General features: G+C 59.6%; 18 protein-coding genes and 2 pseudogenes. 1 reads left to right on the plus strand and 19 read right to left on the minus strand.

Going from position 1 to position 21,337, the window contains the following annotated elements:
- From AC5ZFO_RS43000 to AC5ZFO_RS43090, 19 genes and pseudogenes are all read right to left on the minus strand, one after another.
- Positions 1-173, minus strand: a pseudogene (locus AC5ZFO_RS43000) (Fe-S cluster assembly protein SufB); the annotation flags it as partial.
- Positions 174-367: 194 nt separating this feature from the next.
- Positions 368-562, minus strand: coding sequence for a 4Fe-4S binding protein (locus AC5ZFO_RS43005; protein ID WP_035730311.1), 195 nt, complete (start codon positions 560-562; stop codon positions 368-370).
- Between the two features lie 750 nt (positions 563-1,312).
- Entirely contained in the window at positions 1,313-2,425 is a 1,113-nt protein-coding gene (ald, locus tag AC5ZFO_RS43010; protein ID WP_496123713.1) for an alanine dehydrogenase, read from the minus strand.
- 387 nt (positions 2,426-2,812) lie between these two features.
- Positions 2,813-3,859, minus strand: coding sequence for a hydrogenase expression/formation protein HypE (hypE, locus tag AC5ZFO_RS43015; RefSeq protein ID WP_496123714.1), 1,047 nt, complete (start codon positions 3,857-3,859; stop codon positions 2,813-2,815).
- Entirely contained in the window at positions 3,856-4,998 is a 1,143-nt protein-coding gene (hypD, locus tag AC5ZFO_RS43020) for a hydrogenase formation protein HypD (protein WP_282524090.1), read from the minus strand. Before hypD ends, hypE begins: the two co-directional genes overlap by 4 nt.
- Entirely contained in the window at positions 4,995-5,180 is a 186-nt protein-coding gene (locus tag AC5ZFO_RS43025; protein WP_306664603.1) for a HypC/HybG/HupF family hydrogenase formation chaperone, read from the minus strand. The genes hypD and AC5ZFO_RS43025 overlap by 4 nt, the downstream gene beginning before the upstream one ends.
- A gap of 49 nt (positions 5,181-5,229) precedes the next feature.
- Positions 5,230-7,485, minus strand: a complete 2,256-nt coding sequence (gene hypF / locus AC5ZFO_RS43030) for a carbamoyltransferase HypF (RefSeq protein WP_282524092.1) — start codon at positions 7,483-7,485, stop codon at positions 5,230-5,232.
- Positions 7,482-8,441 carry a hydrogenase nickel incorporation protein HypB gene (hypB, locus tag AC5ZFO_RS43035; protein WP_282524093.1) on the minus strand — a complete coding sequence of 320 codons (960 nt, stop codon included), beginning with the start codon at positions 8,439-8,441 and terminating at the stop codon, positions 7,482-7,484. Before hypB ends, hypF begins: the two co-directional genes overlap by 4 nt.
- The gene (locus AC5ZFO_RS43040) at positions 8,441-8,782 is read right to left on the minus strand and encodes a hydrogenase maturation nickel metallochaperone HypA/HybF (protein ID WP_282524094.1); all 342 of its coding nucleotides are present in this window, start codon (positions 8,780-8,782) and stop codon (positions 8,441-8,443) included. The genes hypB and AC5ZFO_RS43040 overlap by 1 nt, the downstream gene beginning before the upstream one ends.
- Positions 8,775-9,869, minus strand: a complete 1,095-nt coding sequence (locus AC5ZFO_RS43045) for a hypothetical protein (RefSeq protein WP_496123715.1) — start codon at positions 9,867-9,869, stop codon at positions 8,775-8,777. The genes AC5ZFO_RS43040 and AC5ZFO_RS43045 overlap by 8 nt, the downstream gene beginning before the upstream one ends.
- A 100-nt stretch (positions 9,870-9,969) precedes the next feature.
- Entirely contained in the window at positions 9,970-10,833 is an 864-nt protein-coding gene (locus tag AC5ZFO_RS43050; RefSeq protein ID WP_282524115.1) for a hydrogenase expression/formation protein, read from the minus strand.
- Positions 10,830-11,276 (minus strand): hypothetical protein, encoded by a 447-nt coding sequence (locus AC5ZFO_RS43055; RefSeq protein WP_282524096.1) that lies wholly within the window; start codon positions 11,274-11,276, stop codon positions 10,830-10,832. Before AC5ZFO_RS43055 ends, AC5ZFO_RS43050 begins: the two co-directional genes overlap by 4 nt.
- A gap of 188 nt (positions 11,277-11,464) precedes the next feature.
- The gene (locus AC5ZFO_RS43060; RefSeq protein ID WP_282524097.1) at positions 11,465-11,755 is read right to left on the minus strand and encodes a HypC/HybG/HupF family hydrogenase formation chaperone; all 291 of its coding nucleotides are present in this window, start codon (positions 11,753-11,755) and stop codon (positions 11,465-11,467) included.
- Between the two features lie 17 nt (positions 11,756-11,772).
- On the minus strand, positions 11,773-12,357 hold the full coding sequence (locus tag AC5ZFO_RS43065) for a HyaD/HybD family hydrogenase maturation endopeptidase (RefSeq protein ID WP_282524116.1): 585 nt from the start codon (positions 12,355-12,357) through the stop codon (positions 11,773-11,775).
- 13 nt (positions 12,358-12,370) lie between these two features.
- Positions 12,371-13,080: pseudogene (gene cybH / locus AC5ZFO_RS43070) on the minus strand (Ni/Fe-hydrogenase, b-type cytochrome subunit).
- Between the two features lie 4 nt (positions 13,081-13,084).
- Positions 13,085-14,875 (minus strand): nickel-dependent hydrogenase large subunit, encoded by a 1,791-nt coding sequence (locus AC5ZFO_RS43075; RefSeq protein WP_496123716.1) that lies wholly within the window; start codon positions 14,873-14,875, stop codon positions 13,085-13,087.
- 12 nt (positions 14,876-14,887) lie between these two features.
- Positions 14,888-15,988, minus strand: coding sequence for a hydrogenase small subunit (locus tag AC5ZFO_RS43080; protein WP_496123723.1), 1,101 nt, complete (start codon positions 15,986-15,988; stop codon positions 14,888-14,890).
- A gap of 693 nt (positions 15,989-16,681) precedes the next feature.
- Entirely contained in the window at positions 16,682-17,944 is a 1,263-nt protein-coding gene (locus AC5ZFO_RS43085; protein ID WP_496123717.1) for a serine hydrolase domain-containing protein, read from the minus strand.
- Positions 17,945-18,022: 78 nt separating this feature from the next.
- On the minus strand, positions 18,023-18,712 hold the full coding sequence (locus AC5ZFO_RS43090) for a molybdate ABC transporter permease subunit (protein WP_282524100.1): 690 nt from the start codon (positions 18,710-18,712) through the stop codon (positions 18,023-18,025).
- 1,145 nt (positions 18,713-19,857) lie between these two features.
- On the opposite strand from AC5ZFO_RS43090, the gene dctA reads away from it, so the two are divergent.
- On the plus strand, positions 19,858-21,168 hold the full coding sequence (gene dctA, locus AC5ZFO_RS43095) for a C4-dicarboxylate transporter DctA (protein ID WP_282524101.1): 1,311 nt from the start codon (positions 19,858-19,860) through the stop codon (positions 21,166-21,168).
- The last annotated feature ends 169 nt before the right edge of the window (positions 21,169-21,337 follow it).

Below are 21,337 nucleotides of genomic sequence, written 5' to 3' on the forward strand. Positions count from 1 at the left end.
CGCCACTGGAGCATCCAGGCGGGTTCGTTCTTCTTCTCGGAGATGAACTTGACGGTCTCTTCCGACAGTCCCTTGGGCGCCTTGTCGGTCTCGATCAGGGTCTCAAACCCATAACGATACTGGTCGACGTCGATGCGCTTCACGCGCTCGACCGTCTCTTGCACAGCTACCATTGCCCGCTCCACTCGCGCAACGACAACTCCCGCTGGCGAGGATTCCGCCGCAATCTATCTGAGCGGATCGCGCAAGTTGCCGCCGACTCGGGGCCAGCGAGTGAGAGAAACAGAAGACGGATCCAAAAGGCGGCGGCTGTCGATCGCGTTTTCATCATGTTTCGCGCCGGAGCTCCTCTCATCGGCTACTCCACCTATGCCGGCACGCAGGTATCGGGCACCGGGCAAACGACGGCGCATTGCGGCGCGTCAAAATGCCCCTCACATTGGGTACACTGGGTCGGATTGATCACATATATGTCGTTCTTCAGGCTGATCGCGGCATTGGGACATTCGAACTCACATGCACCGCAGACAGTGCACTGGGATGCGATTATCTTGTAGGCCATCACTGCGATTCCATAAGCGAAGGTTGCGGGACAGTTTCTTGCTTTCAAGTCTTGTGCCAGACAGTTGACTTGATTTTGTCTGGGCTATTTCGAGAACGCAAGTCGCCGCCTCGACACGGTGTCGCAAATCCTACAACGCGCATGACAGCAGCTCGAGCTCGATGCCGTGGTTTGCGCATGGTCGATCTCACGGCAGGCAGCGATCAGGTGAACCGCGTTCGCCAGCCTCAGGGAACGATCTGCGATCCTTCCTAAGCCCGCCGTGCTGCGGCGATGATGGATGCGCCGCGCGACTTCAAAAAGTTCTCCGCCGGTGTGTCAGGTCGACCGCGAACCGCATCTTGATGGTTCCACTCACCGGGACAGCGGCGGCTTCGGCGACAGCACCACGATAAATAACCCGCGCAGTCATCACCGGCCGGTTGGCGTCTCCACAGCCAGTCAGAATGAGTCGCGGCGATCGAGCCAGACAAAGTCGCTCTGGTGATCGCGGGTCCCCAGCGGACCCGCAGTACGCATTCTCGATTGCCTTGGATTGGCAAAACCGGCATTCATATGCGCTGTATGGACCGAAAGTACATTGTATCGCATCGTGCGGGGATTAAAGCCAGGCGTTCGTCTGGTGATCCTCCGCTTCGCTGCGCATTCGAAATAAATGCCGGCGCGGTCAGCAGATCGATGGAGTCGAAAAAAGGCCACCCCGAAGGGTGGCCTAAGTCAGGGAGGAAACGCCCATGAGGGCCTCTGGGATCAGGCCGCAGCCTGTTCGATCGGTGAGAAGGGCAGCCCGAGGCTTTCGGCGACTGCTTCGTAAGTTAGCCGGCCCCGATGGACGTTGAGGCCTGCGCGCAAATGCGGATTGTCGAGCACGGCGGAAAAGCCCTTATTGGCCAGAGCCAAACCAAACGGCAGCGTCGCGTTATTCAGTGCCTGGCTCGAGGTCAGCGGCACGGCCCCGGGCATATTGGCCACGCAATAATGAATGATGCCATCCACTTCGTAAGTAGGATCAGCGTGAGTGGTTGGTTGCGATGTCTCAAAGCAGCCGCCCTGATCGATAGCGACGTCCACGAGCACCGCCCTCTTGCGCATCGAGCTCAGCATGCTCCGGCGGACTAGCTTCGGCGCGCTCGCACCTGGAACGAGCACCGCACCTATCACCACATCCGCCGCAAATACCTCTTCCTCCACAGAGTCGATGGTCGAAAACCTGGTGCGAACGCGTCCTTCGAATAGCTCGTCCAACTCGCGGAGCCGGAGTATCGAACGGTCGATGATGGTCACCTCTGCGCCCAGACCAGCCGCCATGCGTGCCGCGTGCGTACCAACGACGCCACCTCCGATCACCACGATTCGGGCAGGCTGAACACCGGGCACCCCACCGATCAACAGCCCTCGTCCGCCTGCACTCCGCTTCAGGGCGCTCCCCGCCGCTTCGATCGCAAGCCTACCCGCGACCTCGCTCATCGGCGCCAGCAGCGGAAGACCACCATGCGCATCAGTAACGGTCTCATAGGCGATCGCAGTGCATCCAGATTTCAGGAGGCCCTTGGCCTGGTCCGGGTCGGGGGCCAGATGCAGATAAGTGAACAGGATCTGATTTTCCCGCAGCTGACACCATTCGGTCGGCTGAGGTTCCTTAACCTTTACGATCATCTCGCCCGATGCGAATACCTCAGCTGCGGAAGTTAGAATCGTTCCGCCAACATTGCGATAATCGTCATCGGTTGCACCAATGCCAGCGCCGGCATTGGTCTCGATCATCACGCGGTGGCCCGCTGCCACGTATTCGCGGACAGCTCCCGGGGTAAGGCCCACGCGATATTCGTGAGCCTTGATTTCCTTGGGGACTCCGACCTTCATTTGAAAACTCCTGCCTGGAGCGCCTTTCTAATCGGAAGCGAGCAGCGATATTGCGACGCAGCCGTTAAAATGGCGCAGAAATTCAACGATATTTGACAAGCTTCGCAGGATTTCAAACCCACGGGTGCCGAGCGGATCGTGTGACCATGCTCGCTGAGCTTAACCGTCGAAAGTGCGCGGTGGCGATGAATCGTTTCGAATTGCGTTCTCGGCTCGTGGAAAAGCCAACAACCGAAATTCAGCACGCCCAAAGAGCGAAGTCGCAGTCTGCCGGTTGGGCAGATCGCCCATAGAAGGGATCGTTTCCAGAGCTAATGGGTGATGGGTGATGGCTCATGACCATTGATCATAAACTTGGTTTCCAAAAGCTGGACGATGCGCAGCGTGTCAACAGATCCGAGGCAATTGTTCGCCCCACAACCAGTCGACGATTCGTCGACCGCCGAAACCGGTCGCCATCTGCACAAATTTCCGATTGTCAGCCACCGCTTCGCCAATATCAGCTGCGTCGGACCCGAGCGGGTGCGCCTTCATGGCTGCAAGCACGGCATCGGCCAAATCAGGCGCGACGATCGCAACGAGCTTGCCTTCGTTGGCGACATGGATCGGATCGAGTCCAAGAAGTTCGCAGGTAGCCGCAACCGCCGGCTTCACCGGAATGGATGCTTCCTGCAGACGGAACCCGAGCTCGGATTGATGCGCAATCTCGTTGAGGGTCGCGGCAAGCCCACCGCGCGTGGGGTCGCGCATCACCCGGATGGCGCTACCGCCGGCGGCAACCATGACCGCTACGAGGTTATGCAACGCTGCGGAATCCGAGACGACCTCGGTTTGAAAAGGGACGTTCTGGCGTTTTGACATGATCGCCACCCCATGATCGCCGAGGCTACCGGAGACCAGCACACGGTCCCCGACCCTTGCCTTGTCGGCGGAGAGATCGAGCCCATCGGCCACAATCCCGATCCCGGTCGTAGAGATGAACAGACCATCCGCCTTGCCGCGCTCGACGACCTTGGTGTCTCCGGCAATGATGTAAACGCCGGCACTGCGCGCTGCCGCGCCCATGGAATCGGCGATCGCCTTCAGATCAGAAAACGGGAAGCCCTCCTCGATGATAAAACTGGCCGACAGATAGAGGGGACGCGCGCCGGACATCGCGACATCATTGATCGTGCCGTGCACAGCCAGTGACCCGATATTGCCGCCGGGAAAGAACAGCGGCGAGACCACATAGCCGTCGGTCGTCATCACCATCCTGCCTGCCGTGACGTCAAACGCCGACTGATCATTGCAGCGGGCGAGCCATTCATTACCAAAGGCTTGGTGAAAAAGACCGGAGATCAGCTGTGCCATGGCACGGCCCCCGGATCCGTGGGAAAGATCAACGCGTCCGTTCTCGACGTCGAGCTTGCGTTGATAGCCCTTTACGCTCATGACGTGCGCCTCAACGGTTCATCGCGAACTCGGCCATAGGTCCAATACGCCGCACAAGCGCCTTCCGATGATACCATGCAGGACCCTATGGGAGTTTCCGGCGTGCAGACGGTTCCAAACAGCTTACACTCGACCGGCCGCTTGGCGCCACGCAGGATCGCGCAGCACTCGCACGCCGGATTGTCTGCGACACGTAGGTCGTGGATCGCAAAACGCGTCTCAGCGTCGAATTGCGCGTAAGCCCGTTTCAGCTTCAGTCCGCTGTTGGGTACGAGTCCGAGCCCACGCCATTCAAACTGCTCGCGCAGTTCGAATATCTGCGATACCTCGTCCTTGGCGCGCCGATTGCCGCCACGCGTCACCGCACGACTGTATTGGTTCTCCACCTCGTAGCGATCTTCGTTCACCTGCCGCACCAGCATAAGGATCGCCTGCATCACATCGAGCGGTTCAAATCCCGCGATCACGATCGGCTTGCCAAATTGTTCTGCCAGGGGCTCGTAAGGCTGCGTACCGATAATGGTGCTGACATGTGCAGGCCCGATGAAGCCGTCAATTGGAACCCCGCCGGTGTCGCGGATTTTGGGGTTCTCGAGAATGCTGTGCATCGCGGAGGGTGTAAGCACGTGGTTGCAGAACACGCTGAGGCCCTTCAACCGCTTCTCCTCGGCAATTCGGATCATCACCGCCGTCGGGGGCGTCGTGGTCTCAAATCCGATGGCAAAGAAGACCACCTCGCGGCTCGGCGCCTGTTCGACGAGCCGGATAGCGTCGAGCGTCGAGTAGACCATCCGGATGTCGGCGCCGAGCGCTTTAGCTCGCAACAGGGACTGTCCTTGCGACCCAGGCGCGCGCATCAGGTCGCCGTAGACGCACAGAGTGACCTCTGGTCGGTCGACAAGCCGGATCGCCATATCGATTCGGCTGGCGGGCAGAACGCAGACGGGACAACCGGGCCCGTGGATCATGCGGACGTTCGCGGGCAGCAGATCCTCCAGGCCGTAGCGGGAGATCGCATGAGTGTGCCCGCCGCAGAATTCCATGAACCGATAGGCTCTTTGCGAACTGACCTCGGCGCCAATCGCACGCGCAATTCCCTGCGCGATGGCCTTGTCGCGAAATTCGTCCGCATATTTCATGATCGGCGTTCTCCTGCGCTGCCTAGCTCCTGCAGCAACTCCAGCGTGCGCTTGGCTTCCGTCGGATCGATCTTGGCCAGCGCATAGCCGACATGGACAAGGACGCAATCGCCGACCTCGAGCTCGTCGACGAGAGCGATCGATATCTCCAGGCTGATGCCATCGATGGACACTATGGCCATGTCGTTGGGAAGAATTTTCGCAATCTTTGCCGGAACCGAAAGACACATATCAGGCTGTTCCTCCCCTGGCGGACGACTGTTGAGCTATCTGCAGAGCGCCAATCCAGGCCTGGCCAAGGCTCAAACCGCCATCATTGGGCGGCACCCGCCGTGGCACGAGCGGGGTAAGGCCGGCAGCGCTGCAACCGCGCGGGATTTCATCCGCCAGCGTCGCGTTCAGGAAGCAGCCGCCGCTCAGAACGACGGTATTAACGCCCGTTGTCCGCGCAGACCGCCTGACCCAGTCAACGCAGGCGGCGGCGAAGGTGCCATGAAACAGCCCGGCTCCGCCCACCGCGTCAATGTCATCTGCAATCAACCGCGCAAACAGCGGACGAAGCGACAGCACGCCACCATCGATCGTCCAGCCGGCTTCGAGAATCGCAGTCCGCCGCACCAGCGCCTCGAGCTTCATCGCCGCTTCGCCCTCATAGCTCTGCAAACTCGCAATCCCCAGCAGCGCCGCTGCCGCGTCGAACAACCGGCCCGCGCTGGTCGTGGTGACCCCGCCTGGCTGTTCGAGCAAGGCCGACACACATCCAGCCTGCCGTTGCGCCGCAAAGCGCGGCCCGATTTCGTTACCCCGGCCGAGCTCATGTAGTACTGCGCTGGCCATGCGCCACGGCTCGCGGGCTGCACGATCTCTACCAGGCATTTGCAGGGGCGCTAAGTGCCCGATGCGTCGGCACCTCGTCCCTTCGCACAACAATAGCTCGCCACCCCAGTTACCGCCCTCGGAGCCAAGGCCATGGCCATCGAGCACCAGGGCAAGCGCAGGTCCCGCATGGCCATGCTCGGCGATCACTGCGGCAGCGTGCGCGTGGTGATGCTGGACAGCGACCAGCGCGCGGCCATTTGCTTCCGCAAACCGGGTAGAAGCCATATCGGGATTCAGATCATGGGCGATGGCGACAGGCTCCACATCAAGGCTCGATGTGAGGCGTCGGATCGTCTCCTCGAACGCACGGATGCCTTCGGCCGTATCCAGATCGCCAATATGCTGGGAGACGAACGCTTGGTTGTCCCGCGTGATGGTGACCGTCGATTTCAGTGCGCCGCCCACGGCGAGTACGGGCGGCACAGACATCGCAAGCCTGATCGGTTCGGGAACATAGCCACGGGCACGACGAATGAATTGCGGCCGGCCAGCCACCACCGACACCACGGAGTCATCAGCACGCGTCACTATATCGCGATCATGGGTCACGATAAGGTCGGAGATCCCCTTGAGCCGCCGCAGCGCCTGCGCGTTGTCGATCAGGAGCGGTTCGCCGCAAAGATTGGCACTGGTGGCAACGATGACCGGGCCGGTCTCCGCACATGCTCCTGCCGAGCGAAGCGCATGAAGGATGAGGTGATGCAGCGGCGCTACAGGCAGCATGACACCCACACGAGATAAGCCAGGAGCTATGGCGGGCGCCAAATTGTTGCGCGAAGGCAGAAGGACGATGGGACGTGCTACGGATTCGAGCAGCGCAAGCTCGGGCGCGTTCGCCTCCGCGATGTCGCTGACGCGCTCTATGGAATCGACCATAATCGCGAACGGCTTCTGAAGGCGCTGCTTTCTGCCGCGCAAACGCTGCACGGCGTCCTGGTTACGCGCGTCGCAAAGAAGCTGGTACCCACCCAGCCCCTTTATCGCCACGATTTGTCCCCCCGCGATTGCCGCGACAATGGCGCTGATCCCATGGCTGAGCCGAGGCCCGCATGTCGGACACGCGATCGCCTCCGCATGAAACCTGCGGCTCGCCGGATCGGCATATTCGGCCGCGCAGGCGGCGCACAACCTAAAAGCCCTCATCACGGTGTTGCGGCGGTCGTACGGCAGCCGTTCGGCGATGGTGTAGCGTGGGCCACAATTGCAGCAACTGATGAAGGGGTAAAGGTAATGCCGATTTTCTGAATCGAACAGCTCGCTGAGGCATTGCTGGCAGGCAGCAGCATCAGCGACGATCTGGGTTGACAATTTGCCGCCTTCGCTCGTGCCGATCGAAAAGTCTTTCGCCGCGAGCGCCGCAGTCTCCCGAACGCAGATGTGGTCGATGCGTGCCAACGGAGGCGCCTCGAGCGGCAACGTAGCGACAAACTCCGACGCACGGTGGCCCTCGACCTCGATCGTAACGCCCTCGGGGCCATTGATGACAAATCCCGCCAATCCGTAGCGCATGGCGAGTCCATAGACGTAAGGACGAAAGCCGACCCCTTGCACGGCCCCACTCACGCGGACGCGCAGCCGCGTTCGGTCGCAGGTGGTTGGGGCGCTCATCGCCTTGTGTCCTCTAGGGCGCGCCTCTGATGCCCCGCCTGTCTATCGATCCAGGCGTAGAGCGCGCCAAAACCCTCGCCCGTACGAGCCGAAACTACAAGCACGTCGATCTTTGGATTGACTCGTCTGGCGTATTCAATCGTCTTGCCCAAATCGAACTCAAGCAGCGGGGCCAGATCAATCTTGTTGATCACCATGAGCGAAGAAGCGGCAAACATATCAGGATATTTGAGCGGCTTGTCTTCACCTTCGGTAATCGACAGCACTACGATCTTGCAGGCCTCGCCAAGATCGAAGGCTGCGGGACAGATCAGATTACCGACGTTCTCGATGAAGAGAATACCACCCGTGAGCAGCGGCAAGCGGCGATAAGCCTCGCCAATCGTCGCAGCGTCGAGATGGCAACCCTTGCCGGTGTTGACTTGAATGGCTGGCACGCCGGCGGCCCGAATGCGTTCGGCATCGTTCGAGGTCTGCTGGTCGCCTTCGATAACCCCGACCGGCCGGCTACGCTTGAGCTCAGACACCCCGCGGACGAGCAGCGTCGTTTTACCTGCACCGGGACTGGACAAAAGATTAAATACAAGCAGGTCATCGGCGACGAAGAGCGCGCGGTTGTCCGCCGCAATCCCATTATTCTTGCCAAGAATATCGCGCCCGATCTGAATGACCCGCTCTCTGCCCATGCCCGCGACCTTCAAGCCAGCCGGGCCAGCGCCGCCACTCAGAAGCGCCTGCCCACCATGAGCCTGGTGACGGGCAGAGCCACGATGGCGACTATGACTATCGCCAGCATGGTTTGAACGCTGCGGGCCTTGGTCGCCATGCGGATGCGCGCAATGGCGATCGCAATTGTCCTGCACATGGACCTCGTATCGCTCATGGCTCTCCGCATCATGCGCCTTGGCGCGTTTGGTCGACGGCGTCCCTTCGGTGCAGCCGCAAACGGTACACATCAATCGATCTCCAGCTCTCTCACACGCATCTGTTCGCCCGCGGTTACCTGCAACTGATAGCTGCCGCAGCAAGAACAGCATTCACCGCGTCGCGCAATCTCGACGCTCTTCGAACAGCTCATGCACCAGGCAACGCCGGGCAGTTCGACGATATTAAGGACTGCACCCTCGGCAACGGTCCGCGTGGCAACGACCGCAAAGCAGAATCTGATCGCCTCCGGCGCGGCATGACTCAGCGCTCCCATCTCTAGACAGACGCTCCGCACCCGCGAAAACGATCGGTGACGTACCTCCTCCTCGACGATTTGAATGATGCCAAGACAAATCGCCATTTCATGCATCGCCAACTTCGCGAAAATTCAGAGTGAACCCGACGCACGGATCGAGCGATGCAATCACCGCATCGACTGCATCCCGACGTCGTCTAGCCGTCAGCACCGCGCCCTGCAGGCTGCGGACAAGCGGTCCGCGCGGGTGGAAATTCCACTCCGTCGGCGCAAGGAATTCGAAGCGGGATATCCGGCCCTGAGGATCAAGCTCAACCGCGTGGTAGAGACGCCCCCTGGCGCATTCGACCGCGGCCGCCGCACGACCGGGCCCTAACTTATATCTTTCGATAATCCCATGCTCCGCCGAGTCAATCTGAGCACCGGCCTTGAGCCAGGCACATAACCGGAGGGCTTCAGCAATTCTGGCCCTCAGCCGCTCGGCCGCACCGGAGGGGCTCGGCGAGAGCCGATCACGCGTCATTTGGCGCGCCCATGGACCCGTCTCGGGCACATGTCCGTCAAGATCCGGACAATAGCAAAATTTCGCGCCATCCACGAGCAGCCGTTTAATGATGTTGAGGTCGTCAGCAACGGACAGGAACGAGTGCTCCGCCGGAATTGACTTCAGGCCGCTCTCATCAAGCGCTGCAATGCGAAGCGCCAATGGGCTACCGGACCTCACCGCGCCCCCCTCATTCGACATGCCGAGCACGTTCAGCGCAGCCACGATCCGCGCTGTTGCTTCGCGTTGAGCGGAGCCCCAGGCTGGCTGTGCGCTGCCGAGAAGCCCTGACATTCCCCGCATAACAGAGCGGATTGCCGCCGCACTGGCGATGTCTTGCGCAAGATGTCCGACAATCAGGCCCCGTAGCAAATCCGCGATCCGCTCGATAACGATAAGCGCAATACGATGCTGTTTTGTTGTGCGGTTGATCACTTCGTCGCGCGCCGTCTCGACCGCGGACAGCAGGGCAGTTTGCTGCGCAGCGGCACACAACGCGAAGAGCCGCGGCAGCACCTTGAGCAGCAACGAGGCTTGTTTGCCGGCGAACAGCCGCGCCAGCGGCGGCCGGACTCGCGGCAGGATCTCGATCGCGGCTACTACGTCGGCAGCTAGCGATACGGTTACATCGATTTTGTTCTGGGCAGCGAGGCTCATGCGCACCGCTCCACCAACATCCTGCGCGAGTTATGCCGGCGGTCGCTGCGCCCGCGGCGTCTACGGGATCCCACCCGACGCCGAACGTTCTCCAAGCTCTTCATGTGAAGTACGCCTTAATAATTTCCTGCATGCGCTCAGCAGAGTCCTGGAAATCCTCGTCGGCAGCCAACGCAACAATCGGCACGCCGCCGACCTCCAGCGTATCAAGGATGATATTGTCCGTAGAACTGAAGAACTGCACCGACCAGACGTTCCTGATCCCGGTCGCCTGCACTCGGCACGTGCTGTAGCCACGGAAGATGAGTTGGACCGGGCCATTGCCCACGCTTTGCTGCAGGAATGCCAGGTCGATAACGCTCATCGGCAGCAAGGTTAGATTGATGACATGCGCGCGCATGCCAAAGCGCCAGACGCGCGCCCGCTCGCGTATTTCGGCGAGCACCGGTTGCACGTTCATCGCGCCGTCCGGCGCCGCGCCGATCGCAAGATCGGCGGACGTCAGGTCAGTTGCGGCGCGCCGGACAATCTGCGGGATCGCTCCGACCTCAAGATATTCGTGCGCCGGCTCGCTCCCGATGCGCACGCGCCAGATTCCCGCAAGCACGGACTCCCGGATTTGCGCCAAAGAGCCATCTGGCAGCGCAACAACGCCGGCGACCTCACCTTCTCCGAGCACTTCACCTAACAGCTTGCGCTCGGGATCGCTGAGATTCGCGAGTCCGTACAGTTGTGTCCGAGCGCTGCTTCTCTGGCTGCCAACGGCAGCAGCGGCATTCGATAACAGCGCCATGGCATTCGGATAGTTCCTTGCAAGCTCGTCGCCTTCGCGCCAAGCGCGCTTGGCGAGCGCAGTCGCACTCGTCAACCCGCTATAGAATACATCGAGACGGCCAGAGCTCGTGGCAAGGTCACTCGCCGCCCCGTCGGAGCCGTCGGGTACAACGCGGATCGCTGTTTTCATGATGCGATGTTCCATTGGCTGTATCGAGAGGCAATGCACTTGCCGGCACAAGCGCTGCCGGTGTGTGGCCGAACCGTCGGTACCGCGACGCCATCGATCGTGACCAAACGGACCGGTCTCCTGCCGATCAGGCGGAGTGTATCGTGCCGATGGCACAGGACGGGCGTCGATGGGCCTCTCAGGCCGAGCCACTCAACCAGTTCGCCACCTATGCCGCGCGCAGGCACTGCACCTTGCAGGCGCGGCCGAAACGCCTTGACGATCTCAGGAAGTAGGAATGCGACGTGGATGATCCGAAGCAAATATAGGGGATCGACCGTCGGCGGCGGCATCACGGCCACCCTCACGGGAGCGTGCGCGACCAGGCGCGCATCGACGCCGACGCCCTCCACGTCGTACGGAGTGGGCCGCGGCAGACCATGCTGCGTCCGCTGCAACTTCATCACACGCCTTCCTGATAATGTTCGGTTCTGCTAGCAGGGTATTAGCAAGGCGTATGCCAATCGCCGTCTGGCCGCGACTCGCGCTCGAACCGATGGCTCGAAGCGCCTGACATTGTCGATGCAAGGTTACGTGGGACTGGGATACGATTTGTGGCAAGCCTGGTCGGCGCAACCGGCGAGCGGAGCGGCTAGCGTAGGTGCTCCGGCAATTGCGGCTCATGACCGATCAAGTCCGCAAAGAAGCGATCGCAGTCCTGGCCCTTGAGGCTGGCCTCAAGCCCGTCAAGTGCTTCCGAGATCAGCCTTGCTTCATTTTCGTCCAAAAGCCGCACCGCGCTGTCGATATGAACGAGCACCTTGGCGCCGACCGAGGCGTCGGAGAGCAGCATGACCGAGACACGCCGCTGTTCATTGCCATATTCGCACAGCGCCGTGATGCCGTCGGTCTCGACAATCGTCATTGGCAAGCCAAGGCACATGGTCAGTTCGCGGGCCGCTAGATCGGCTGCGCCCCCATCTCATAGTTTGCATGGTCGATATTGTTCGCCAACAGCCGTTCTGATGCAGGCAGCGGCCCGGTCCGCGGCTTTGCCGGCGAGTCCCACTGCGCCAGGAGTTTGCAAGCCAGTTCAATCGCAGGCGCAATCTGAAGGCGTACCGGGGCCGTCAGCGGACCGCCCCAATGCTCCAGGTCCAGCGGCTGACAGCCGATGAGAGCGAGCTCTCGCGGGCAGCGGCCAAGCAGGTCGGCCGCACTCAAGACCTCCTGAAAGCCGGTCTGATGCAGGCTCATCTTCTTGGCGGCGGTAAATTTTGGCACTTCCTCATCTCGCACAAGCTTCAACTTCCCGGGCAGCAATCCATAGTCGATGGCATCGAACACGATCAGGCAATCGGCCTGCTCAAGAAAACTGACCAAGTAGAGCCCCTGTGTGCCGCCATCGAGGACGGTTACGTTGTCATCGATGGCGTAGCGGCGATGAAACTCCTCGACCACCCGCACGCCGAATCCCTCATCGGCCCACAGGATATTGCCGATGCCGAGCACCAGGATCCTTTTCTTGTTTTCCGGATTCAGCATCCGCTCCCAGTCTTCAATCGCGAAACCCGCGCTCACACGATATCACAGAAGAGATGCTCCGGCGCTACGTGAGTCTTCCCGGACCACCGCGTAGATGTGGACCAGAGCAAAGGCCACGATCACCCACAGGCCGAGATGATGCCAGGTATGGACGTCCTGACTGTTCGGCCAAATTGAAAATACCCAGCCGAACAGCTTGTACTGCCAGCTGTCAGTACCGGCACCTTGCCCATAAAGTGCAAAGCCTGTGACGACCATGAACGTGATCGTCTGCGTAAACATGAAGAACATCGCGAGCTGAGCAAGACGGTTGTGTCCGACGCGCCTCTCGGGCTCAACTGTAAGGAACGCATACCAGCGAATCTCGTGGTACACCTCGCGCCAAAAGCACTTGCGCCAGAGCGGCACCCAAAAGATCTGCATGGCATGCGCGTTTCCGATTAACGCCCAGTAGATCCGCAGAAGAAAGCCGATACTGAGCACATATCCCGCCGAGAAATGAGCAAAGCGGATATAGCCGAACAGGAAATTGCCGCTTGCCTCTCCCGACATCGCCGGTGTCCCGGTTCCAATGACATAGCCGGTTACACTCAGCATCAGAATGGCCGCCGCATTAACCCAATGCCAAAGTCGCACCGGCGCGCAAGCGATCCCAGCGCCGATGCTCCGTTCAGTGGGTTCCGCATCGACGGTGGCAAGGAGCTTTCGAGCTCTGTCCAGCATGTCGTTAGCGAACATTGATTGAGGCCACTTCCTGGCCGTCAGGACTCATCACGTGGGTCGAGCAAGCCAAGCACGGATCAAAGGAATGGATCGTGCGCAAGATCTCCAGGGGCCGCTGCGGATCGACCATCGGGGTACCGATCAGGGAGGCTTCAAAAGCGCCGATATTGCCCTTGTGATCGCGAGGAGATCCGTTCCACGTCGTCGGCACGACACATTGGTAATTGTCGATCTTGGCGTCCTTGATCCTGATCCAGTGCCCAAGCGCACCGCGCGGGGCCTCACTGAACCCGTAGCCCTTGGCCTCCTTGTGCCAGCTTTCCGGTTTCCACCTGCTGACATCGGCAGTTGCCGTATTGCCTGCCTTGATGTGGATTACCAGCTTATCCTGAAAATAACGCATCTGATGCGCCGCCCACTGGCATTCGAGCGCCCGCGCTGCAGTACGGCCAAGCGTCGAGAACAGCGCAGTCAGGGGAAGATTGAGCCCCTTGAGCAATCTCTCGGCCGGCTCTTTGAACTCGGCTTTGTCTTGTGCATAACCGATGATGTATCGCGCCAACGGCCCGACCTCCACGGCGTGGCCGCGCCAGCGCGGCGCTTTGATCCAGGAATACTTGCCGCCTTCGTCGAGTTCCTTGATATCTGTCTTGTTGCCTTTGAGTTTTGGCCCAAGTTCAAAACGTGGCTCGGTGATACCGTCCCAGGGATGCAGTCCACAGCTATCGCTGGGGTATTTATACCATGAATGCGCGACGAATTCCTGGATCTGCTCGGGATCACCATGGTCGATCGGCAGTATCTCGTTGAGATTGCCACCAAGAATGACCCCACGCGGCAGCTTCAAACTTTTGGCGGAACAGTCATTTGCGTTTTCGGGGATGTCGCCATAGGACATCACGCTCTTGCTCGAAAGTCCGCCGCCATGAAGCCAGTCCTTATAGAACGAGCAGATCGCGGCAATGTCGGGCAGGTAGACCTGCTCGACAAACTCGATCGAACGGTCGATGATCGAGGACACGATGTTCAGTCGCTCCATATTGATCGCACCCACCGCACCAGTTCCGTCGATGTTGATCGCACAGGGCACGCCGCCGACCAGCCAGTTCGGATGCGGGTTCTTACCACCATAGATAGCTTGGATCTTGACGATCTCCTTCTGGAAGTCCAGCGCTTCCAGATAATGCGCTACAGCCATCAGGTTCGCTTCCGGTGGCAGCTTGTAGGCCGGATGCCCCCAATAGCCATTCTTGAACGGACCGAGTTGCCCTGATCCGAAGAATTTGGTGAGCCGGATCTGCAAATCCTTAAAATAGCCAGGGGACGACAGCGGCCAGGGCGAGATAGACTGCGCGAGCGCAGAGGTCGACTTGGGATCGGCCTTGAGCGCGGAGACCACGTCGACCCAATCCAGCGCGTGCAGGTGATAGAAATGTACGAGGTGATCATGCACGAGCAGGCACAACTGCATGATGTTGCGGATCGAATTGGCATTCTCCGGAATCGCAATTCCTAGTGCATTTTCAACCGCGCGCACGGAGGTGAGCGCATGGGTGCCGGTGCAGACCCCGCAAATCCGCTCGGTGAACGCCCAGGCGTCGCGCGGATCGCGTCCGCGCAGGATGACTTCGATGCCACGCCACATCGTCCCGCTTGAGACCGCATTGCGGATCACATTGTCAGAATCGAGATTGGCTTCGACACGCAGGTGGCCTTCGACCCTCGTCAGCGGATCGATGACGATTCGCCTGCCTGAACGATCGAGATTGAACCCGTTCGGTGTCTGGACGGCCACCGTCGCCCCTCCTCAACTCGGTTTGCTTTTTTGGGCTGCGCGATCCGGCTTGTGGGTCAACCGCTTCACGGCGGTGACCGCGGCATGGGCAGCGACGGTTAGCCCAACTACGCCGGCAGCGGCCATGCCGATCTGGTCGGCGTTCTCCTCGATGCCAAACTGCCTGATGGTTGTGAGTCGGTCGTAAAATGACCCCTTATCCCAGAAGCCGTCTTCGGAGCAGCCGAAGCAGCCGTGGCCGGATTGAATCGGAAATGAAATGCCGCCGTTCCACCGCAGGGCCGAACAGGCATTGTAGGTGGTTGGCCCCTTGCAGCCCATCTTGTACAGGCAATAGCCCTTGCGTGCGTACTTATCGTCCCACTGTTCGACGAATTGGCCAGCGTCGAAATGGGAACGCCGATAGCACTTGTCGTGAATGCGCTCAGAATAGAACATACTTGGACGCCCTTGGCGATCGAGCTCCGGAAGCTTTCCGAACGTGGTGATGAAAGTCACAAGGCCACTCATGACCTCCGCGATAGGCGGGCACCCGGGCACCTTGATGATCGGCTTGTTGGTGATCACCTTATCGATCGGCACCGCGCCAGTCGGATTGGGCTTGGCCGCTTGCACGCATCCCCATGACGCACACGTGCCCCAAGCGATGATCGCCATGGCCTCTTCCGCCATGGACCTTAGCTTTTCGATGAACGGCTTGCCGCCGTCAATGCAGAACATGCCACCCTCGTTCAGCGGCGGATTGCCTTCGACGGCGAGCACATACATGCCTTTGTGCTTGGCGCGAGTTTCCTCCAGGATGGCTTCGGCCTGGTGTCCTGCCGCCGCCATGATCGTATCGTCATAGTCGAGCGAAATCATCGACAGCAGCACGTCCTTGATCAAGGGATGCGCCGAGCGGATAAAGCTTTCCGAGCAGCAGGTACACTCGAGCCCGTGCAGCCAGATGACGGGCACACGCGGTTTGGTCTCCAGGGCGTTGGCAATACTGCTTGCGGCGAGCGGACCCAGTCCCAAGCTCGCGGCAGTCAAACTGCAGAATTTGTGGAAACTACGACGAGTCATACCCTGACGTCTGATCACGCTGTAGAACGTTTCCGTTGCACCACCCATGACGCCTTCCATGCAAGTTGTCGTCGGCCGTGACGAATTACTGACGTTCAGCAAGAAACAAGCCACCGAAGCGAGACACTTAACAGATACCAAGCCAGCGCTTCGGGAGTTGCGGACTGGCGAAACCAGCCAGCGAGCCACAACTGCGCCATTGATCTGTCATGCTAATGGTGTCCGGCTTTACCGTCCCTGCAAGCACTTCGACAGAGCAGCACGATGGTTCACCACTGCATGCGGCTACGTCATGCTCGCTCTTGCACGACCGCGACACTCACGTGTCGTGCCGGGGTTGTTGAATAGAATTGGTCAGTTGACGGGCACCGGACTGCCCTCCAGTCTTAATCAGACTTGCCGATTGCTGACCAATGGGGCGTTAACGCCGCTCGTAGTCGTAACTACGCAAGCAGCCCGCACGAAAGCGGCTGTCGAGCGACGAAGAGAAGCCGCAAATGTGAGCCGCCATGCGCACATCGCCCTCGCTCTTTAGATCTGATCGATCCAATATGTCTTTGATTTAAAGCGGCTCGCTGCACGGCATCGCTCCAGGATCGTAAGCGAGAGCCTGGACGTTCAGAGCCATCACAGGAGCGTTCATCGCGCGAGCCGATCGCAGCAATGCGCGATCGATGCGTAGTAGCAGCACTGTCTGCCGACCACCCAAAAGGGTTGGCCGAGCTTTCGGCGGAAAGCGGATTATCGGATTATTGCAGCATAGACGATATATTGGACTTGTTCGCGGTAATACTTCCGGATTTCTCCTGGCGCTGCCGTTCCGACCACCACGACGAGACGCTCCTTTGGGTCGCAGAAAAATTGTGTCCCGTAGGCGCCAGTCCAGGTGAACTCACCTGGATTGCCCGGAACCGCCGAGAGACCTTCGTTTATGCGTACAGCTACTCCGAGCCCGAAGCCGAAGCCGGCACGGTGCGCCTCCACATTGGCGACCTTATTTTTGATCTCTGCCCCGAGGTGGTCGGAAATCATGTGACCCACCGTCTTCGGACCGAGAATGCGCTGCCCATCGAGCTCCCCGCCGTTGAGCAGCATTTGTCCGAAGCGCACGTAGTCACCGACTGTCGCAAATGCGCAGGCTCCCCCGCAGTCAAACTTCGTCGGACTTTCGAGGAGCTCGATGTCTTGTGGCTTTCCCGTCAGCGGGTCGCCTGGAAATGGATGTGCGAGGCGCTCTCGTTGCGATTCCGACAAACGGAAAGTGGCATCCTGCATTTCGATGGGCTTCCACAGATTGCTGGCAAGATAGTCGCCCAATCGCTGTTCGCTGACCTGTTCTACGACAGCTCCCAGCACATCGGTCGAGAAGCCGTATTCGAATTCCGTCCCCGGTTGGTGCGCTAGCGGCAGCTTAGTGATGGCTTCGATGAACGCCTGCTTATCGCCCCTCAGTGGCGGAGCGGCGAAATCGGGATAGAGACGCGCCACTTGGTCTGAGCTGTCGGGGGGCGCGCCATAGGTGAGCCCGGATGTGTGGCGATATAGGTCGTGGATGTAGATCGGAGAACTCTGCGTTTGAAATTCTAATGAGCCGTCATGCTGTGGCACTCCCACCTTCATGTTTGCGAATTCCGGGTAGTAATCCGTGAGCCTGGCCTGTAGAGGCAGCCGACCTTGCTCCATGAGGATAAGCCCCGCAACGGCCACCATCGGCTTGGTCATAGACGCAAGCGCGAACATCGCGTCGAGCCGCATCGACTTTCCTTTTGCAGGATCGAGTTGCCCGTACGCCTTGTAGTGAATCAGCTTGCCGTCTCTGGCGATTGCAACCACCGCACCCGGCACGCGTTTGCTAGCGATTTCGCGAGCGAAGAACTCGTCTAGTTTGGCGAGGCGCTGCTGAGAAACGCCGACGTCATCGGCTGTCGCTTCGGGCAGAGGCGCGGAGTGCACTGAATTGAAGCCAATTCCAGCAGCCGCCACGGCCATAACAAGCTTGTTCATTGTAGCCTCGCAAGGATTGATGGATCCGGCTTGCAATACTGCTGCTCGCTCGTGATCGGATATGTCCGGCCGGCAAGCCTAAGACGGTTCGGTGCCTCTCCTGGCACAGTGTCTGTCGATGAGGGCCAAGGTGAAGATTACCGCAAAGGCGAACATGACCATACCGCCGGCAACCACACTCGCCTCGTGCCAGCGCGATGCTTGAACGTAGTCTACGACGTAGGCTGACAACACCTTGGTGCGCCCAGGAATGTTGCCGCCGATCATCATCACGACGCCAAATGTGCCGATCGTATGAGAAAAGCCAACCACGGCGGCTTTAACAAACTCCAATCGAGCCAGCGGCCGTCTGATGGTAATGAAGGCGTACAGCGACGAAACGTGCCCCGTAGTTTCCAACGGGCGATTGCCTATCGCGACAAAGGCGTTACGGATCGGCTGCACCACCAACGGCAGCGCCGAGAGGACCGATCCGATCACGATTCCTGCGAAGGTAAAAGCGAGCGTGCGCTCGCCCCACAAAGAGGCGAGAACGCCACCCGGTCCGTTGGGCCCGAGCAACACGAGTACGCAAAAACCGAGAGCCGTCGGCGGTAGCACTAGCGGTAGGGCGATCAGCGTCGCCACCGCCTCGCTCAAAAGAGTCTTTGAGCGCGCTAGCCACCAAGCGAGGGGAACACCAATCGCGAGGAGGATCACGGTCGTTACACTGGCGAGCTCAATCGTGAGCGCAACGGATTGCGCAATCTCTGCCGAAAAGACATCCATGTGCGTCAGCCCAAAAATGAAAGCAGGTCGTCTTACGGGCCCAGTGATCGCCTGCACGTATATGTTGCGCGGATCGCCCTTTAGTCGCGCCGCACTTCCTGGCGGCCGCCACATTCACACGCATCGTTTCTACGAGCAAAAGCAGCATCGCAAGTCTCATCGGCAACTCCTGTGACAGGGCCGCTTCCATCCATATGACGGCGGCACCCTCCTCGTTCGTAATCAGCAATTCCTGTGCCGCGTGCGGGCACTATGCGCAACGTGGGAGAAATTCGCAGAGACGTTTGGCGTGGACCTAACGCTATGTCAGATTTCTGGCATCTTTGTTGCCGAGCAGCCAGCGACAGCCGCGCAACGAAACGGCAGAATTTGACGTCGCCAGAGATGCCTATTTGGCTTATTGGTGGCTCAAACGCCGCACTCGCCGCGCCGGTAATGGAGCGGATCGTAGGAAGCCTGCCCTAGGGCAGCAACGCGAACGATCTAGCTGAGTAGTCATCGTAACGCTGCTTCTGCGACGCGGCAAAAGGCGCGATGGGCCGAGAGCGAAGGCCGCCTGTCGACCAACCTGCCTAATGCGCATCGTTAGCACAGGCATGGAGACAAATGCCCCGTGCACGAACGAGCTTTGCCGCTAGCGACAACGCAGTGCATCGATTCAAGATTATGGCCGCGCAATCGAGCTCCTAAAGCAGACTTCCATCGCGTGGATGAGTACAATCCAAACTATCAATTTTACAAATGTCATCTACTCTTGCATCCATCTCAGCAGTCGGCGCATATCGATCACGCTCGGGCTTCCATCCCGAGACGGGACTCCGCTCATGCGCCCAGCCGATCAAGTTACGCGTCTCGCTGCAACTTTTTGTTCGACCTTGCGAACGCGGACCGAGCACTCAAACCGATGCCGCCCGGAGACAGACGGTTTGTCCGAGACTGCCCAATCGGGCGCACTTTGGGCATCTGGTGCATATCTTGCTTAACGAGAAGGGATAGCGCAACTAAACGCCTGCCTTTGGAACGACGCGCCCGTTCTCGGAACCGTCCTTCAATTGGACACGGCTAAAATGATGAGTCTCGTATGACGCCGTCGTCTCTCAACGACGCGGCGGCTCACATTCGAGTATATTCGGGAAGGAAGCGTCATGACCACCATGGCAACAGCGGCGCCCGCACGCGCGTCGCAAGCTTGGTATAAGATTCTCTACGTGCAGGTGCTGGTCGCGATCTTGATTGGCGCCATGGTCGGTTGCCTATGGCCGTCTATCGCGACCAACGACTGGGTCAAGGCGCTCGGTGACGGGTTTATCAAGCTCATCAAGATGGTGATCGCGCCGATTATTTTCTGCACCGTCACATCTGGTATTGCGCATATTCAGGATGCCAAGAAAGTCGGGCGCGTCGGCGTCAAGGCGCTGGTCTATTTCGAGATCGTCTCCAGCTTTGCCTTGGTGTTGGGCCTTCTTATGGGCAATCTGGTCCAAATCGGTCATGGCCTTGCGGTCAAGCCGGATGCTGCGGCGGTCGCCAATTACGTCAAACAGGCGGAAGCCTCGAAGACTGTCGATTTCTTTCTCAACATCATTCCCGATACCGTGGTCGGCGCCTTCGCCCGCGGCGATGTTCTGCAGGTTCTCCTGTTCGCGATCCTATTCGGCTTTTCGCTGATGGCGTTAGGAAACCGTGGGGAGCGGCTGCGAGGCATGATTGACGACGTCGCGCACGCGGTGTTCGGCGTGATCGCTATCATTATGAAAGCGGCCCCGATCGGCGCCTTCGGCGCCATGGCCTTCACTATCGGCAAGTTCGGGCCGGCAGCACTCGGCAATTTGATCGGTCTGATCGCGCTGTTTTACGCGACGGCGGCGTTGTTTGTCGTGGTGGTGCTCGGTTTGATCGCGCGCCTCGTCGGCTTTTCAATCTTCAAGTTCATTGTCTATATCAAGGACGAGATTCTGATCGTGCTCGGCACATCGTCTTCTGAAAGCGCGCTGCCGCAATTAATGGAGAAGCTCGAACGGCTGGGCTGCTCCAAGCCCGTGGTCGGCCTGGTGGTGCCAACTGGCTACTCCTTCAACCTCGACGGCACCAATATCTATATGACACTTGCGACATTGTTCATTGCCCAGGCACTCGGGGTCGATCTCACCTTTGGCCAGCAGCTCACGATCCTGCTCGTGGCGATGCTAACGTCGAAGGGAGCAAGCGGCGTCACCGGCGCGGGCTTCATCACGCTCGCTGCGACGTTGTCGGTGGTCAACCCAGCGCTGGTGCCGGGCATGGCAATCGTATTTTCGATCGACAAGTTCATGAGCGAGGTGCGCGCCCTTACTAACATCACCGGCAATGGCATCGCCGCCGTGTTCGTATCGTGGTGGGAGGGCGAGCTCGAGCACGCGACGCTGCAAGCTCGGCTCAACCAGCCCAACGGTTCCACCACTATCGACACACGATGAGAAAGGTTCCGGATCTTAACCGCCGCCATTCGAAGACGCGTCGAATGCAAGCGCAGCCACATTTCTCGTAGTTCGAATCGACACCCGACTTGACACGAGCCGGACCTTTCACGCGCCCTCTCCAGTGCGTAGCCCTTGCACCACGTCGCCCCCGGCAGCCGTCCAGAAA

The sequence above is a fragment of the Bradyrhizobium sp. Unk1 genome (genome assembly GCF_059512345.1).

Excerpts from the sequence above, each read along its gene's own strand:
- AC5ZFO_RS43005 (WP_035730311.1), bottom strand. The coding sequence starts at position 562 with ATGGCCTACAAGATAATCGCATCCCAGTGCACTGTCTGCGGTGCATGT.
- ald (WP_496123713.1), bottom strand. The coding sequence starts at position 2,425 with ATGAAGGTCGGAGTCCCCAAGGAAATCAAGGCTCACGAATATCGCGTG.
- hypE (WP_496123714.1), bottom strand. The coding sequence starts at position 3,859 with ATGAGCGTAAAGGGCTATCAACGCAAGCTCGACGTCGAGAACGGACGC.
- hypD (WP_282524090.1), bottom strand. The coding sequence starts at position 4,998 with ATGAAATATGCGGACGAATTTCGCGACAAGGCCATCGCGCAGGGAATT.
- AC5ZFO_RS43025 (WP_306664603.1), bottom strand. The coding sequence starts at position 5,180 with ATGGCCATAGTGTCCATCGATGGCATCAGCCTGGAGATATCGATCGCT.
- hypF (WP_282524092.1), bottom strand. The coding sequence starts at position 7,485 with ATGAGCGCCCCAACCACCTGCGACCGAACGCGGCTGCGCGTCCGCGTG.
- hypB (WP_282524093.1), bottom strand. The coding sequence starts at position 8,441 with ATGTGTACCGTTTGCGGCTGCACCGAAGGGACGCCGTCGACCAAACGC.
- AC5ZFO_RS43040 (WP_282524094.1), bottom strand. The coding sequence starts at position 8,782 with ATGCATGAAATGGCGATTTGTCTTGGCATCATTCAAATCGTCGAGGAG.
- AC5ZFO_RS43045 (WP_496123715.1), bottom strand. The coding sequence starts at position 9,869 with ATGAGCCTCGCTGCCCAGAACAAAATCGATGTAACCGTATCGCTAGCT.
- AC5ZFO_RS43050 (WP_282524115.1), bottom strand. The coding sequence starts at position 10,833 with ATGAAAACAGCGATCCGCGTTGTACCCGACGGCTCCGACGGGGCGGCG.
- AC5ZFO_RS43055 (WP_282524096.1), bottom strand. The coding sequence starts at position 11,276 with ATGAAGTTGCAGCGGACGCAGCATGGTCTGCCGCGGCCCACTCCGTAC.
- AC5ZFO_RS43060 (WP_282524097.1), bottom strand. The coding sequence starts at position 11,755 with ATGTGCCTTGGCTTGCCAATGACGATTGTCGAGACCGACGGCATCACG.
- AC5ZFO_RS43065 (WP_282524116.1), bottom strand. The coding sequence starts at position 12,357 with ATGCTGAATCCGGAAAACAAGAAAAGGATCCTGGTGCTCGGCATCGGC.
- AC5ZFO_RS43080 (WP_496123723.1), bottom strand. The coding sequence starts at position 15,988 with ATGGGTGGTGCAACGGAAACGTTCTACAGCGTGATCAGACGTCAGGGT.
- AC5ZFO_RS43085 (WP_496123717.1), bottom strand. The coding sequence starts at position 17,944 with ATGAACAAGCTTGTTATGGCCGTGGCGGCTGCTGGAATTGGCTTCAAT.
- AC5ZFO_RS43090 (WP_282524100.1), bottom strand. The coding sequence starts at position 18,712 with ATGGATGTCTTTTCGGCAGAGATTGCGCAATCCGTTGCGCTCACGATT.
- dctA (WP_282524101.1), top strand. The coding sequence starts at position 19,858 with ATGACCACCATGGCAACAGCGGCGCCCGCACGCGCGTCGCAAGCTTGG.